Genomic DNA, 14,924 nt, shown 5'->3' on the forward strand with positions numbered 1-14,924 from the left:
GAGCCGGATCTTTTCACGCTCGGTATCATCGAGCACAGCCGCTCAGAGCTGCTACGCTTGTCGCAGCGACTGAGGTGAGCAGCCGTATGATCGTGGTGCTATGGTACCAAGCCATCTGCGTTCTGGAAACCAAAAGGGGCGGGATCCCGATGAGAGGCGGTGGCAACCAAGCTTGACCGAATGCGCAATATTGCTGGATTTTACTGGTGTTTTTGTGGTATAAAGCGCGCCGAAAACCGTCATTGTGATCAATCTGGCTGAGCTGGGTTTCAGTTTGATGGTCTTCACTCAACATTTTTTATTTTAAATCACACACATATCGACACATTGACCGGGGTGCCCTCAAGCGGGTCGGTGGATGGGATATGTGGAGGCCTAACCCCAAGAGGAAATTATCATGGCTACTGTTTCAATGCGCGACATGCTCAAGGCGGGCGTACACTTCGGTCACCAAACTCGTTACTGGAACCCAAAAATGAAGCCTTTCATCTTTGGTTCACGTAACAAGGTGCACATCATCAACCTTGAGAAAACTGTACCAATGTTTAACGATGCTTTGGCTGAACTGTCAAAAATCGGTGAGCGTAAAGGTAAAGTCCTGTTCGTTGGTACTAAGCGCGCAGCAAGCGAAGCGGTAAAAGCGGCAGCAGAAAACTGCGAGCAGTTTTATGTAAGCAACCGTTGGTTGGGCGGCATGCTCACTAACTGGAAAACCGTTCGTACATCTATCAAGCGTCTGAAAGACCTGGAAACTCAGTCTACTGACGGTACGTTTGAGAAGCTGACCAAGAAAGAAGCACTGATGTACACCCGTGAGATGGAAAAGCTCGACAAATCACTGGGTGGTATCAAAAACATGAACGGCCTGCCTGATGCAATGTTCGTTATCGATGCGGATCACGAGCACATTGCCATCAAAGAAGCGAACAACCTGGGTATCCCAGTATTTGCAGTGGTAGATACTAACTCTAACCCAGACGGCGTTGACCACGTCATTCCAGGTAACGATGACGCAATCCGCGCTATCCAGCTTTACCTGAATGCCGCGTCTGACGCTTACAAAGAAGGCCGTAGCCAAGACATCGTTGCGCAAGCAGAAGACGAGCTGGTTGAAGTCGCTGAATAAGACGACAGCTCCTTGTGAGCGTTCTTAGCCATCAGCGTGTCATCTTTCATGCTGTAAGCTAAGTATGGTTAGCAGGGGCCGATTTCGGGCCCCTGTTTTTTACCCAAATAGTTTCGAATCGAGGATTGAACAATGGCAACTGTTACCGCTGCCCTGGTTAAAGAACTTCGCGAGCGCACTGGCGCTGGCATGATGGAATGTAAAAAAGCACTGGTTGAAGCGAACGCAGATATCGAAGTAGCAATCGAGAACATGCGTAAGAGCGGTGCGGCAAAAGCAGCGAAGAAAGCTGGCCGTGTTGCTGCTGAAGGCGTGATCCTAGTGAAAGAAAACGAAGGCAAAGCTGCGATCGTTGAGATCAACTGTGAAACTGACTTCGTTGCAAAAGATGCAAACTTCGCAGAGTTTGCTGATCAAGTTGCTGAAGCCGCACTGGCTGAAGGCCTTGACATCGACGCGCTGAAAGAAAAATTTGAACAGCAGCGTGCTGACCTGGTTGCGAAAATCGGTGAAAACATGGATATCCGCCGTGTTTCATTCATCGAAGGCGAGAAAGTGGGTTCTTACCGTCACGGTGGTCGCATCGGTGTTATCGTTGCGGCAAAAGCGGACGAAGAAACCATCAAGCACGTGGCGATGCACATTGCCGCGTCTAAGCCTGACTATGTTAACCCTGAAGATGTACCTGCCGACGTGGTAGAGAAAGAAAAGCAAATTCAGGTTGATATCGCAATGGAATCAGGCAAGCCTGCTGAGATCGCAGAGAAAATGGTTGCTGGTCGCATGAAGAAATTCACCGGTGAAATTTCTCTGACAGGTCAAGCATTCGTCATGGACCCATCACAAACTGTGGGCCAAATGCTGAAAGAAAAAGGTGCCGAAGTGACCGACTTCATCCGCTTTGAAGTGGGCGAAGGCATCGAGAAAGAAGAAGTAGACTTTGCTGCAGAAGTTGCTGCGGCGCAACAAAGCTAATTTTTCTGACTCAGACCGCGGTACTCGCCGCGGTCTTCCATAACCTTCTTCCCCAACGAGTGCCTAATAGAAAGGTAGTGAAATGACCACAAATCCTAAGCCAGCTTATCAACGAATTTTACTTAAACTTAGCGGTGAAGCCCTGCAGGGCGATGATGGATTCGGGATTGATCCCGCTGTGCTAGATCGTATGGCACAAGAAATCAAAGAACTGGTCGAGCTGGGTGTTCAGGTGGGTTTGGTTATCGGTGGCGGTAATCTATTCCGGGGTGCTGGTCTTGCTGAGGCGGGAATGAACCGTGTTGTGGGCGATCACATGGGTATGTTAGCCACCGTGATGAACGGGTTGGCAATGCGTGACGCACTTCATCGTGCCTATGTGAACGCGCGAGTGATGTCGGCCATTCCCTTGAATGGTGTATGTGATAGCTATAATTGGGCAGAAGCGATTAGCCAGCTTCGCAATGGTCGTGTGGTGATATTCTCCGCCGGGACAGGTAACCCTTTCTTCACCACGGATTCAGCGGCCTGTTTACGCGGTATTGAAATCGAATCTGATATCGTGATTAAAGCAACCAAGGTCGATGGTGTGTACAGCGATGACCCAACCAAAAACCCAGATGCAACGCTTTATGACTCGCTGACATACCAAGATGTGTTAGAAAAAGAGTTGAAAGTGATGGATTTGGCCGCATTTACGCTAGCACGTGATCATAAGCTGCCCCTTCGTGTCTTTAATATGAACAAGCCAGGTGCATTACGCCGTGTCGTGATGGGCGAGGCAGAAGGCACCTTGATCACTAACAGCTAAGCCGATATTGGTGGCATAATCTTACAAACTAATTCAATCGCAAGGATACTCCCGTGATTAATGACATAAAAGACGACGCCAAAGCGCGTATGGATAAAAGTGTAGACGCGCTAAAACACACGCTAGGTAAATTGCGCACAGGCCGTGCCCACCCAAGCTTGCTTGAAGGGATCACGGTTGAGTACTACGGTGCACCGACCCCTTTGAATCAGCTGGCCTCTATTGTTGCAGAAGATGCGCGTACGTTGGCGATCAGCGTGTACGACAAGCAAGTGACACAAGCGGTTGAAAAAGCAATCATGACCTCAGACTTGGGCCTCAACCCAGCCTCTGCCGGCACAGTGATCCGTGTTCCTTTGCCCCCGTTGACCGAAGAGCGTCGCAAAGACATGGTGAAAGTGGTGCGTGCCGAAGGCGAGCAAGGTCGTGTAGCCATTCGTAACATTCGCCGTGATGCTAACAATGATCTTAAAGCGCTGCTTAAAGACAAAGAAATCTCTGAAGATGATGAGCGTCGCGCGCAAGATGACATTCAAAAGTTGACCGATGAAGCGGTCAAGAATGTTGATGCACTTCTTGATGCAAAAGAAAAAGAGTTGATGGAAGTCTAAATCTCATTAGACTTTACCGCCGATGCTAAAGCGCTGTGCGTGCAGTACAGCGCTTTTTATTTGCCAAGGAGAAACATGAGTTCCCAGTCTCTTGATGCGCAGCTCGAATCTGCCGCTTTACCGCAGCACATTGCCGTGATCATGGACGGCAATGGACGTTGGGCCAAAGCACGAGGCAAAGCCCGTGTGTTTGGACATAAAGCGGGTGTCAAAGCGGTGCGTAAAACGGTGAAAGCGGCGTCTGAACTCGGGGTAAAAGCCCTGACGTTATTTGCATTTAGCAGTGAGAACTGGCGTCGTCCTGAAGATGAAGTAAGCGTATTGATGGAGCTATTTATCAATGTGCTTTCTCGTGAAGTCAAGCGGCTAGACAGTCACGGTGTACAATTACGCATTATCGGTGATACCTCTCGCTTTAGCCCGTCCCTGCAAACCAAAATCGCTGAAGCCGAAGCGCTGACGGCAAACAATGATCGCTTGGTGCTCAATATTGCTGCTAACTATGGTGGGCAGTGGGATATTACCCAGGCAACACGCCGAGTGGCCGAAGAGGTCGCCGCGGGGCAGTTGCAACCGAACGATATCGGTGAGCAAGATATTGCTCGCTATTTGATGTTGGCTGACTTACCGGACGTGGATTTGATGATCCGCACCAGCGGGGAGTGTCGCATCAGTAACTTTATTTTATGGCAAGCCGCTTATGCCGAGCTGTGTTTTACTGAGCAGTATTGGCCGGACTTCAACGAACAGAGTTTGTATGATGCTGTGGCTTGGTACGTCAACCGAGAACGACGGTTTGGCTGCACGGGCGAGCAAATTAAAGCCATGATAACCACGGATAAGTAACCACGAGGAATCAGTTTGCTCAAACAACGAGTTTTAACCGCGGCCTTTTTAGTCCCGTTAGTGGTCGCGGGCGTTTTCTACTTGCCGTTTCCTGCCTTTGTGGCAGCGATAGCGGTCGTCACGCTTATTGGACTTTGGGAGTGGACGCAATTTGTTTCGGCGTCGTCACGCCTGCTGACTTTTATCATTCCCGCTGCGGCGTTGGCATTGTCTCTGTTTGCTCTCCCTTTTGACGCCATGGCATTGGGGCACGTCCGTTTACCGCCTTTTGCGGTCGCCGCCACAGGGGCGGCTTGGTGGCTATTTGCTACTGTTCTTGTGCTCGCATTCCCGCGCTCCGGCAGCTATTGGACCCACAGTAAACTCCTTCGTTTGGTGTTTGGCTTGCTCACTATGTTGCCCTTTATGTGGAGTGTGTTGTTACTGCGCGCCGCGGATTATCAATTTTCCACTTACTACGGTGCCAAATTAGTACTGCTGGTATTTGTGCTGGTTTGGTGTGCGGACAGCGGTGCTTACTTTGCTGGAAAGAAGTTTGGCAAACACAAAATGGCACCGGCGGTGAGCCCGAATAAGACCCTTGAAGGGTTACTGGGCGGGCTGGCCGCGGCGGTCGGGGTGACCTGGCTGGGTGCCTACGCGTTAGAGCTTCACTTTGCCAACCTTGGGGTCTTGTTAGCGATTGCGGTGGTAACTGCTTTAGCCTCGGTGTTGGGGGATCTTGCTGAAAGCATGTTTAAGCGTGTGGCAGGGGTCAAAGACAGTGGTAACCTTCTTCCTGGTCATGGCGGTATTCTCGACCGTATTGACAGTCTAACAGCCGCATTCCCCGTGTTTACTGTGTTGTATTTCGCGTTTGCGAATTAAGTGAAACGAGTCGTTTACATGCAAAAAATCACCGTTTTAGGCGCGACAGGTTCGATTGGTACCAGCACATTGAAAGTGGTGGAAGCGAACCCTGAGCAGTATGACGTCACCGCACTGGCGGCGCATACCAATGTTGAGAAAATGGTCGCCTTGTGTGTCCGTTGGCAGCCCGCATACGCCGCAATGGCGGATGACGGTGCGGCACATCAATTGCGCAAAGCGCTTGCGGAGAAAGGCCTGCGTACCGAAGTCCTTGGCGGCGCAGAGAGCCTGTGCCACCTCGCGTCACTACCGGACGTTGATATGGTGATGGCTGCTGTTGTCGGCGCAGCAGGGTTACCTTCGACCATGGCTGCGGTTAAGGCGGGAAAGCGTGTGCTACTGGCCAATAAAGAGGCCTTGGTGATGTCAGGGCAGTTCTTTATTGATGCGGTACATCAGTATGGTGCAGAACTGCTGCCGATAGATAGCGAACACAATGCCATTTTTCAATGCTTGCCTGACGCGGTACAGCAAGCACCTGGACGCTGCGATCTTAACGCCGCTGGGGTCAACAAAATCTTATTAACGGGATCGGGCGGCCCGTTCCGTTATCGCGATCCGGACAGCTTGGCGGCTGTCAGTATCGAAGAAGCGGTCGCGCATCCTAACTGGTCGATGGGACCGAAAATCTCGGTTGATTCCGCCACCATGATGAATAAAGGCTTGGAATACATTGAAGCGCGTTGGTTATTCAACGCCAAGCCTGATCAGTTGGAGGTGGTGATCCATCCTCAGTCAGTGATCCACTCCATGGTACAGATGTGTGATGGCTCGGTGTTAGCACAGTTAGGGACACCGGACATGTGCACCCCTATTGCGCATGCGATGGGACACCCCGAACGCGTGCAAGCGCCTGTCGCGCCCCTCGATTTTACCCAAATTGGTGAGTTTACCTTTATGGCCCCCGATGCCCGGCGTTACCCATGCTTATCGCTCGCCATGACAGCGTGTGAGCAAGGACAGGCGGCAACGACAAGTTTGAATGCGGCCAATGAACAAGCCGTGGCGGCCTTCTTGGCAGGCAAAGTGGGTTTTATGGATATTGCCCGTATTAATGAGCAGGTCATGACTCAGTTGCCGCTCCCGACACCGACAAGCTTGGATTGCTTATTTGAGCTGGATAGAATAGCGCGCATGACTGCAAATGAGCAGATTGCTAAGGTGGCACGATGAGTGGGTTTCTATGGAATGCAGCGGCGTTTATCGTCGCACTGGGAATACTGGTTGCGATTCATGAGTTTGGTCATTTCTGGGTCGCTCGTCGTTGCGGCGTGAAGGTAGAGCGCTTTTCCATTGGTTTTGGCCGTGCACTATGGCGCAAATATGGCAAGGATGGCACTGAGTACGTGATTGCTGCTATCCCTCTTGGCGGCTATGTCAAAATGTTGGACGAGCGTATTGAGGCAGTGCCTGAGGCGGATAAACCCCTTGCTTTCAACAACCAACCTTTATGGCAGCGCAGTGCGATTGTTGCTGCTGGCCCCATCGCTAATTTCGTCTTTGCCGTTTTTGCATACTGGCTGGTGATGATGATAGGTGTGCCCGCGGTAAAGCCAGTGATTGGTGAAATTGCACCCAACTCGATCGCGGCGGATGCGGGAATTGAGTCAGGGATGGAACTAACCCAAGTTTCAGGCGTCGAAACCGCTGATTGGCAAGCTGTGAATTTTGCGTTGATCGGCCATATCGGTGATGAGAGCATGACCCTCACCGCGAAGCCGACGCCTACATCCAGTTATGACAGAGATTATCAACTGGACTTAGACCGATGGCAGTTTAATCCAGAAAAGCAATCGCCACTGACGACATTAGGGATCACGCCTTATCGCCCTGCGATAACGTTATCGATCGCGCAAGTGGTAGAGGGAAGCGCGGCAGAGCAGGCGGGTCTCAAGCAAGGCGATAAAATTATTGCCGTGGGTGACACCGAGCTGTCGTCATGGGAGCGTTTGGTCGAGGTGATTAAAGCCAGCCCGAATCAAGCGTTGTCACTGATGGTCATGCGAGAAGGACAGCAACAGTCTGTGGTGCTAACGCCGGATGCGCGCCAAGGCGATGGCAAAGTGATAGGTTATGCCGGTATTGCGCCGCAAATGGAAGCGTGGCCGGATTCATATCGGTTTACTCAGCAATATGGACCACTAGCCGCGATACCTGAAGCGGTAGATAAAACAGGCCAAGTGATCAGTATGACGGTCAATATGATTAAAAAGCTGATTACGGGCGATGTAGGGGTGAATAACTTGAGCGGCCCTATATCGATAGCAAAAGGCGCGGGGATGACCGCGGAGATCGGGTTGATCTCATTTTTAGGGTTTATGGCACTGATTAGCGTGAACCTGGGCATTATCAATTTACTCCCTCTGCCCGTATTGGATGGCGGCCATTTGCTGTTCTTTGGGATTGAGGCTGTCACACGGCGACCGGTATCGGAGCGTGTGCAGGATTTTGGGTATCGAATCGGCGCTGCCGTGTTGATGATGGTAATGGCAGTGGCATTGTTTAACGACTTCGCCCGACTTTAAACGGTTAGTATTCAAGGATAAGTCAGATAGCAGATGGCGATGAAAAAACTATTAATAGCGTCTCTTTTAGTAAGCAGTAGTATGGCGCATGCTGACGCATTCCAAGTCAGCGATATCCGCTTTGAGGGGCTACAACGCGTCAGTTTAGGGGCCGCTTTATTGTCGATGCCTGTGCGGGTCGGCGACAAGGTTGACGATGAAGATGTCGCAGACGTCATCAACGCGCTCTTTGCCTCAGGTAACTTTGAGGATGTACGCGTGTATCGCGATGACGACGCCCTGCTGGTCAAAGTGGTGGAGCGTCCGACTATTGCCAGTATCTCTTTTTCGGGTAACAAGGCAATCAAGGAAGAGCAGCTACAAGAGAACCTGACGTCGTCAGGCCTTCGGGTTGGTGAAGCGCTCGATCGCACCCAACTGAGCAAAATCGAAAAAGGCCTCGAGGACTTTTACTACAGTGTGGGTAAATACAGTGCGTCGGTGAAAGCCGTCGTGACGCCCTTGCCCCGCAACCGCGCTGATTTGAAATTTGTCTTCACCGAAGGTGTGTCTGCCAAAATTGAGCAAATTAACTTTGTCGGTAATGATGTGTTCAGTGATGAGCAATTACGCGATAATTTTGATTTGCGTGCCGATGTGCCGTGGTGGAACTTTCTCGCCAATGAAAAGTATCAAAAACAGGTTCTTGCGGGCGATCTTGAGAAACTACGCAGTTTTTATCTAAACCGTGGTTATTTGAAGTTCCGTGTTGAGTCGACACAAGTGGCGATTTCACCTGACAAAAAAGGGGTGTACATCACCTTAAATGTCAATGAAGGCAAGCCTTATCAGGTCGCTGATTTAGACTTTCGTGGCGATCCACAGAATGAAGACACTTATCGCTCATTGGTCACCTTTACCCGTGGCGATACCTACAACGGCGATAAAGTGACCGCACTTGAAGAGGCGATTAAACGGCACCTGGGCGAGACAGGCTTTGCTTATCCGAAAGTGAACACCCTACCCAGCTTTGATGATGATAATCAGCAGGTGTCGTTAACGGTCAACGTTGAGCCCGGTAAGCGTATTTATGTGCGCAATGTGCGCTTTTCAGGCAACACCACCACCAAAGATGAAGTGTTGCGCCGTGAAATGCGACAGCTTGAAGGCACTTGGCTTAACTCAAAAGCGGTTACTCGTGGTAAAGAGCGCCTCAGTCGTACCGGCTTTTTCCAAAACGTGGAAGTGGATACCCAGCGGGTGCCAGGCACGGATGATCAAGTCGACGTTAATTATAAGGTTAAAGAAGCTAACTCCGGCAGTATCAACTTTGGTATCGGTTATGGCACCGAGTCTGGTGCGAGTTTACAGCTCGGCTTACAGCAAGATAACTTTGCCGGTACGGGGAACCGCTTTGGTATCAACGCCATGGTCAACGACTATCGCAAAAACCTGACGCTTGAGTACCGTGACCCTTACTTTACCCTCGATGGTGTGAGCCTCGGCGGTAAGGTATTTTATAACGAGTTTGAAGCCCGTGACGCCAATATCGTTGAGTACACCAACCAAAGTTACGGTACCAACCTCACATGGGGCTTTTGGACTGACGAGCTGAACTCGATTGATTTCTCGCTAGGGTACACCCACAACAAGATTGAGAACCTCGGCAGTTATTATCAAATTGATAAGTTCTTAGACCTTCACCAAGATAACCTTAATCACAATGAAGGCCTGGAAGTTGACGACTTTGATATGTCGGTATCCTGGACGCGCAATAATCTCAACCGCGGCTACTTCCCAACCGCGGGTAACTACCAACGCGCATCGTATCGGATGACTGTACCTGGCTCGGATGTGCAGTACTTTAAAATGCAGTATGACATCCGCCAATACGTGCCGTTGACACAAGAGCACGAGTTTACGCTGTTGATGCGTGGTCGACTTGGCTATGGTAACGGTTATGGTCAAACCAATGGCCAAGATCATATGCTGCCGTTTTATGAAAACTATTACGCAGGGGGCTTCTCGTCACTGCGTGGCTTCCGTTCCAATACGGTAGGCCCCAAAGCGGTCTATAAAGATAAGTCGGAAGGAGGATCTGAGCAATCAGACGGAGACGTTGAGTACTCAGAAGGCAGCTATGGTTCGAGTGATGCCGTAGGTGGTAATGCTATGGCACGCGCGAGTGCCGAGTTGATTGTGCCAACACCGTTTGCTTCAGAGGAAGCGCGTGAGCAAATCCGTACCAGTGTATTTATCGATGCCGCCTCAGTGTGGGACACTGAATTTGATCGCCAAGAATTGGTCGACATGGGCTATCCCGCCGGTACAAAAGACTATTCCGATCCCTCCAATATCAGTGCCTCTTACGGCATGGCATTGCAGTGGATGTCCCCGATGGCACCTTTGGTATTTTCCATCGCAAAACCTATTACAAGCCAGCCTGGCGACGATGAAGAGTTCTTTACCTTCACGATCGGGCGCACATTCTGATGATCAGAAAGGAGACTATTGTGAAATCATTTTTGAAAGCAGCGGGACTGAGTGTCGCGGTATTGACGACGTCCATGTACGCATCAGCGGCTGATGCTGCACAGAAGGTGGGCTACGTATCAACCGGGGCCGTGATGTCGCAACTGGCGAAGAAAAACAACCTCAATGAGAAGCTACGCGGTGAATTTAAAGACCGAGTGGCCGAAATTGAACGCTTGAAAGAGAAGCTCTCTGAAGGCGTAGAGAAGCTCAAGCGTAATGGTGAGCTGATGAGTGAAGACGAGCGCGTGAAGCTGCAGCGCAAACTCCAATCGATGGAGTCGGATTACAAGCTGAAAGTGAAAGCGCTTCAAGAAGATCAACGCAAGCGTGGTGGTCAAGAAGAGTCTAAACTAGTCAAAAAGCTCAAGACAGCGGTTGACCAAGTAGCCGAGCAAGAAGGCTATGACATGGTGATTGATGCTAATGCCGTTTTATACGCCAACCCAAGTGATGACTTATCTGAAAAAGTGATCAACGCAGTTAAATAACCGTCGAGGAGCCCATGGTTTCGATTACTCTCGCTGAATTAGCGGATAAACTGGATGCACAGCTCCACGGAGATGGCGCTGTAACGATAAACTCGCTTGCAGGGATGAATTCAGCGGGAGAAGGGCAAATTACCTTCTTATCCAGCCCTAAATACCGTAAAAACTTGTCACTGTGCCGCGCCAGTGCTGTGATGCTAAAAGAGGGCGATCTGTCGTATTGCCAAGGCAACGCCTTGGTCGTGTCAGACCCCTACTTGGCTTACGCCAAAGTGGCGCAGATTCTCGACTCGACGCCCGCTTGTGCCACCGATATTGCCGCATCCGCGGTGGTGGCTGACGATGCGGTGTTGGGAGAGGGCGTGGCAATTGGCCCGAATGCGGTGATTGAATCTGGCGCGCTTATTGGCGATGGAGCACAAATCGGTGCGGGTTGCTTTGTCGGTAAAGGGGCAAAAGTGGGCGCGCGTACCAAGCTTTGGGCGAATGTCACGCTTTATCATGAGGTAGTGATAGGGCAGGACTGCTTGATTCAAGCGGGTACCGTGATCGGTGCGGACGGGTTTGGCTATGCCAATGATAAAGGCAAGTGGGTGAAAATCCCTCAGCTTGGCCGCGTTGTGATCGGGGATCGCGTCGAAATTGGTGCGTGTACCACCATTGACCGTGGGGCATTGGATGATACCGAAATTGCTGATGGAGTGATTATCGACAACCAGTGCCAGATTGCGCATAATGTGTCGATCGGTGAGAACACAGCAATCGCGGGTGCCACAGTGATGGCAGGCAGTCTCAAAGTAGGCAAACACTGCATCATCGGCGGCGCCAGCGTGTTTAATGGCCATATGGAAATCACAGATAACGTGACCATCACGGGAATGGCGATGGTGATGCGGCCAATCACTGAGCCGGGCATGTATTCGTCCGGCATTCCGTTGCAGCCCAACCGCGAGTGGCGGAAGACTGCCGCACGTGTACTCAAGATTGATGAGATGCACAAGCGGCTCAAAGAGCTGGAAAATCAGCTCGATAAACAAGATTAACGCCGAGATGACAGGCCCGCCTTAGTAACGCGGGCCGTTTTGCGTTAATGAAGTCAATATTGGATTTGAACGGGAATACTACCTTGACTCGCGAAAACAAAGTTCTACATATCAACGAAATCAAAGAGCTGTTACCACATCGCTATCCTTTTTTGTTGATTGATCGCGTTATCGATTTTGAAGAAGGGCAATACCTTCACGCGATTAAAAACATCACTGTTAATGAGCCGCAATTTACGGGTCATTTCCCGCAGTTGCCTGTTTTACCAGGCGTACTCATTCTAGAGGCCATGGCGCAAGCAACAGGCTTGTTGGCATTTAAGACCTTCGGTAAGCCGAAAGACAACGAGCTATACTACTTTGCAAGCATTGATAATGCGAAATTCCGCCGTCCGGTTTCACCGGGCGACCAATTGGTGCTTGAGGTGGAGTTTATTAGAGAGCGTCGAGGTATTGCGGCCTTTAATGGGGTCGCGAAAGTAGATGGCGAGGTTGTCTGCTCGGCGGAACTGAAGTGCGCAAGAAGAGAGATCTAATTGTGATCCACGAAACGGCTTACATTCACCCCACTGCGGTTGTCGAAGACGGCGTCGTATTGGGCGAAAATGTCAACATTGGCGCTTTTTCTTATATTGGCGAAGGGGTTGAAATCGGCGCGGGCACCGAGGTGATGACACATGTTGTGATCAAAGGCCCGACCCGTATCGGCGCAGATAACCGCATTTATCAATTCGCGTCCATTGGTGAGGCGTGCCAAGATCTCAAATATGCTGGGGAGCCAACCACGCTAGAAATTGGTGATCGCAACACCATTCGTGAAAGCGTGACCATGCATCGTGGTACGGTCCAAGATAAAGGCGAAACCAAAGTTGGTAGTGACAACCTGTTTATGATTAATGCCCACGTCGCCCATGATTGCGTGGTCGGTAATCATTGTATTTTTGCCAACAACGCCACCTTAGCGGGCCACGTTCATGTCGATGATTATGCGATTGTCGGCGGCATGTCCGCCATTCACCAGTTCTGCGTCATTGGTAGTCACGCGATGCTCGGTGGCGGGTCGATAGTCGTACAAGATGTTCCGCCTTATGTGATGGCACAGGGCAATCATTGCGCGCCATTTGGCATTAATGTTGAAGGGCTCAAACGCCGTGGCTTTGAAAAGTCCTCCATCCGGGCGATTCGTTCGGTGTACAAAAACATGTATCGCTCAGGCAAAACACTGGAAGAAGTGAAAAAAGAGCTGGCCGAGCAAGCGGATAGTGAGCCGGCGCTAGCGCTGTTTATTGACTTTTTTGAGCGTTCGACGCGAGGCGTTATTCGTTGATGTTACCCAGTGAACGCCCATTACGTGTTGGAATTGTCGCCGGGGAAATCTCCGGCGATGTTTTAGGTGAAGGCCTAATCAAAGCGATGCGGGCTCAACATCCTCATGTTGAGTTTGTCGGCATTGGGGGGCCAAGAATGATGGCTCAAGGCTGCCATAGCTTATTCGATATGGAAGAGCTGTCGGTCATGGGGCTGGTAGAAGTGCTGGGACGGCTACCACGTTTGCTGAAAGTAAAAACGGCGTTGGTTAAGCACTTTACCGTCAATCCGCCAGATGTCTTCATTGGTATCGATGCCCCGGATTTTAATCTACGCCTCGAGGCGTCGTTAAAACAAGCAGGGATAAAAACCGTCCATTATGTTAGCCCATCAGTGTGGGCATGGCGGCAAAAGCGGATTTTTAAGATTGCCGCGGCAACGGATCTGGTTCTGGCTTTTTTGCCCTTCGAGAAAGCGTTTTACGATAAGTTCGACGTGCCTTGTGCCTTTGTCGGCCACACCATGGCCGATAGCATTCCGATGCAGGTGGATAAACTCGCCGCGCAGCGCGCGCTTGGGCTGGATAGCAGCAAGCGCTGGCTAGCCGTGCTACCCGGTAGCCGTGGCAGTGAAATGTCGATGTTAGCCCCGCCGTTTATAAAAGCGTGTCAGCAACTGGCAGCACGACACCCTGATCTGGGCTTTGTGGTGGCGCTTGTTAACGAGACTCGACGCCAGCAATTTGAACAGATCTGGCAGACGATTGCGCCTGAACTGTCATTTATGCTGGTTGACGATACGGCGCGCCAAGTGATTAGCGCGGCTGACTCGGTATTACTTGCTTCGGGCACAGTCGCGTTAGAGTGTATGTTACTGAAGCGTCCGATGGTGGTAGGATACAAAGTCAAGCCTGTCACGGCATGGCTTGCCAAACGCTTGTTGAAAACAAAGTATGTCTCCTTACCCAATATTCTCGCTGACGCACCTTTAGTGCCTGAATTGCTGCAAGAAGAGTGTCAACCAGAGGCGTTAGCGGATGCGGTTAGCGCTCAGCTTTATAGTGATAACCAAGCATTGTTGACCACCTTTACTGAGTTGCATCACACTATCCGCAAAGATGCGGATACGTCTGCAGCCAATGCCGTATTAACTTTATTAGATGATCATGACTGAACACGCTTTTCAATACCCTGACGCACAGCTTATCGCGGGGGTCGACGAAGTCGGACGTGGGCCCTTGGTCGGTGCCGTGGTCACTGCCGCGGTGATTCTCGATCCCGCGCAGCCTATTGTGGGTTTGACAGATTCGAAAAAACTGAGCGAGAAAAAGCGTCTTGCCTTGTATGATGAAATCAAACAAAAAGCCTTGGCTTGGTCAGTCGGGCGCGCAGAGCCTGATGAAATCGATTCGCTGAATATTTTACACGCCACCATGCTGGCGATGCAGCGCGCGGTTGATGGCTTGTCAGTGACGCCGGATTACGCATTAATTGACGGCAACCGGATACCACCCTTGTCGATGCCTGCTGAGGCTGTGGTTAAAGGTGACTTGCGGGTCGCAGAAATTAGCGCCGCCTCGATCTTGGCAAAAGTCGATCGTGACCATGAAATGGCTATGTTGGACGCCGCTTACCCGAATTATGGGTTTGCGCAACATAAGGGCTATCCCACCAAGGTCCACATGGCAGCGTTAGCCGAGCATGGCGCATTACCTATGCACCGTAAAAGTTTTAAACCCGTTAAGCGCGCACTGGGCATTGACTAGTCGTGT

Annotated in this window: 15 protein-coding genes; all 15 read left to right on the plus strand. The window is 50.8% G+C overall.

The window, feature by feature from the left end; all coding sequences use genetic code 11:
* Positions 1–397 precede the first annotated feature (397 nt).
* The 15 genes from rpsB to rnhB all read left to right on the plus strand — a co-directional run bounded on the left by rpsB (position 398) and on the right by rnhB (position 14,918).
* Positions 398–1,126 (plus strand): 30S ribosomal protein S2, encoded by a 729-nt coding sequence (gene rpsB, locus FCN78_RS03250; RefSeq protein ID WP_046074175.1) that lies wholly within the window; start codon positions 398–400, stop codon positions 1,124–1,126.
* Positions 1,127–1,258: 132 nt separating this feature from the next.
* Positions 1,259–2,101 carry a translation elongation factor Ts gene (gene tsf, locus FCN78_RS03255; protein WP_077659564.1) on the plus strand — a complete coding sequence of 281 codons (843 nt, stop codon included), beginning with the start codon at positions 1,259–1,261 and terminating at the stop codon, positions 2,099–2,101.
* A gap of 82 nt (positions 2,102–2,183) precedes the next feature.
* Positions 2,184–2,912: a UMP kinase gene (pyrH, locus tag FCN78_RS03260; protein WP_046074177.1), complete on the plus strand. Its 729-nt coding sequence runs from the start codon at positions 2,184–2,186 to the stop codon at positions 2,910–2,912.
* 53 nt (positions 2,913–2,965) lie between these two features.
* Positions 2,966–3,523 carry a ribosome recycling factor gene (frr, locus tag FCN78_RS03265; protein ID WP_069363541.1) on the plus strand — a complete coding sequence of 186 codons (558 nt, stop codon included), beginning with the start codon at positions 2,966–2,968 and terminating at the stop codon, positions 3,521–3,523.
* A gap of 75 nt (positions 3,524–3,598) precedes the next feature.
* The gene (locus FCN78_RS03270) at positions 3,599–4,369 is read left to right on the plus strand and encodes an isoprenyl transferase (protein WP_077659565.1); all 771 of its coding nucleotides are present in this window, start codon (positions 3,599–3,601) and stop codon (positions 4,367–4,369) included.
* A 15-nt stretch (positions 4,370–4,384) separates the two neighbouring features.
* A complete protein-coding gene (locus tag FCN78_RS03275; protein ID WP_069363543.1) occupies positions 4,385–5,236 on the plus strand; it encodes a phosphatidate cytidylyltransferase in 852 nt (283 codons plus the stop codon).
* Positions 5,237–5,254: 18 nt separating this feature from the next.
* Positions 5,255–6,451: a 1-deoxy-D-xylulose-5-phosphate reductoisomerase gene (gene ispC / locus FCN78_RS03280; RefSeq protein WP_077659566.1), complete on the plus strand. Its 1,197-nt coding sequence runs from the start codon at positions 5,255–5,257 to the stop codon at positions 6,449–6,451.
* Positions 6,448–7,803 (plus strand): sigma E protease regulator RseP, encoded by a 1,356-nt coding sequence (gene rseP, locus FCN78_RS03285; RefSeq protein WP_077650538.1) that lies wholly within the window; start codon positions 6,448–6,450, stop codon positions 7,801–7,803. Before ispC ends, rseP begins: the two co-directional genes overlap by 4 nt.
* A gap of 33 nt (positions 7,804–7,836) precedes the next feature.
* On the plus strand, positions 7,837–10,275 hold the full coding sequence (gene bamA, locus FCN78_RS03290) for an outer membrane protein assembly factor BamA (RefSeq protein WP_077659567.1): 2,439 nt from the start codon (positions 7,837–7,839) through the stop codon (positions 10,273–10,275).
* Positions 10,276–10,295: 20 nt separating this feature from the next.
* Complete coding sequence (locus FCN78_RS03295) at positions 10,296–10,805, plus strand: OmpH/Skp family outer membrane protein (protein WP_069363547.1); 510 nt, start codon at positions 10,296–10,298, stop codon at positions 10,803–10,805.
* 14 nt (positions 10,806–10,819) lie between these two features.
* Entirely contained in the window at positions 10,820–11,845 is a 1,026-nt protein-coding gene (gene lpxD / locus FCN78_RS03300; RefSeq protein ID WP_077653116.1) for a UDP-3-O-(3-hydroxymyristoyl)glucosamine N-acyltransferase, read from the plus strand.
* Positions 11,846–11,928: 83 nt separating this feature from the next.
* Positions 11,929–12,381 carry a 3-hydroxyacyl-ACP dehydratase FabZ gene (gene fabZ, locus FCN78_RS03305; protein WP_069363579.1) on the plus strand — a complete coding sequence of 151 codons (453 nt, stop codon included), beginning with the start codon at positions 11,929–11,931 and terminating at the stop codon, positions 12,379–12,381.
* Between the two features lie 2 nt (positions 12,382–12,383).
* Positions 12,384–13,172 (plus strand): acyl-ACP--UDP-N-acetylglucosamine O-acyltransferase, encoded by a 789-nt coding sequence (lpxA, locus tag FCN78_RS03310; protein ID WP_077458467.1) that lies wholly within the window; start codon positions 12,384–12,386, stop codon positions 13,170–13,172.
* The gene (gene lpxB, locus FCN78_RS03315) at positions 13,172–14,326 is read left to right on the plus strand and encodes a lipid-A-disaccharide synthase (protein WP_077659568.1); all 1,155 of its coding nucleotides are present in this window, start codon (positions 13,172–13,174) and stop codon (positions 14,324–14,326) included. Before lpxA ends, lpxB begins: the two co-directional genes overlap by 1 nt.
* Positions 14,319–14,918: a ribonuclease HII gene (rnhB, locus tag FCN78_RS03320; protein WP_077649693.1), complete on the plus strand. Its 600-nt coding sequence runs from the start codon at positions 14,319–14,321 to the stop codon at positions 14,916–14,918. The genes lpxB and rnhB overlap by 8 nt, the downstream gene beginning before the upstream one ends.
* The last annotated feature ends 6 nt before the right edge of the window (positions 14,919–14,924 follow it).

The organism is Salinivibrio kushneri (assembly GCF_005280275.1).
GTDB classification, from domain to species: Bacteria; Pseudomonadota; Gammaproteobacteria; order Enterobacterales; family Vibrionaceae; genus Salinivibrio; species Salinivibrio kushneri.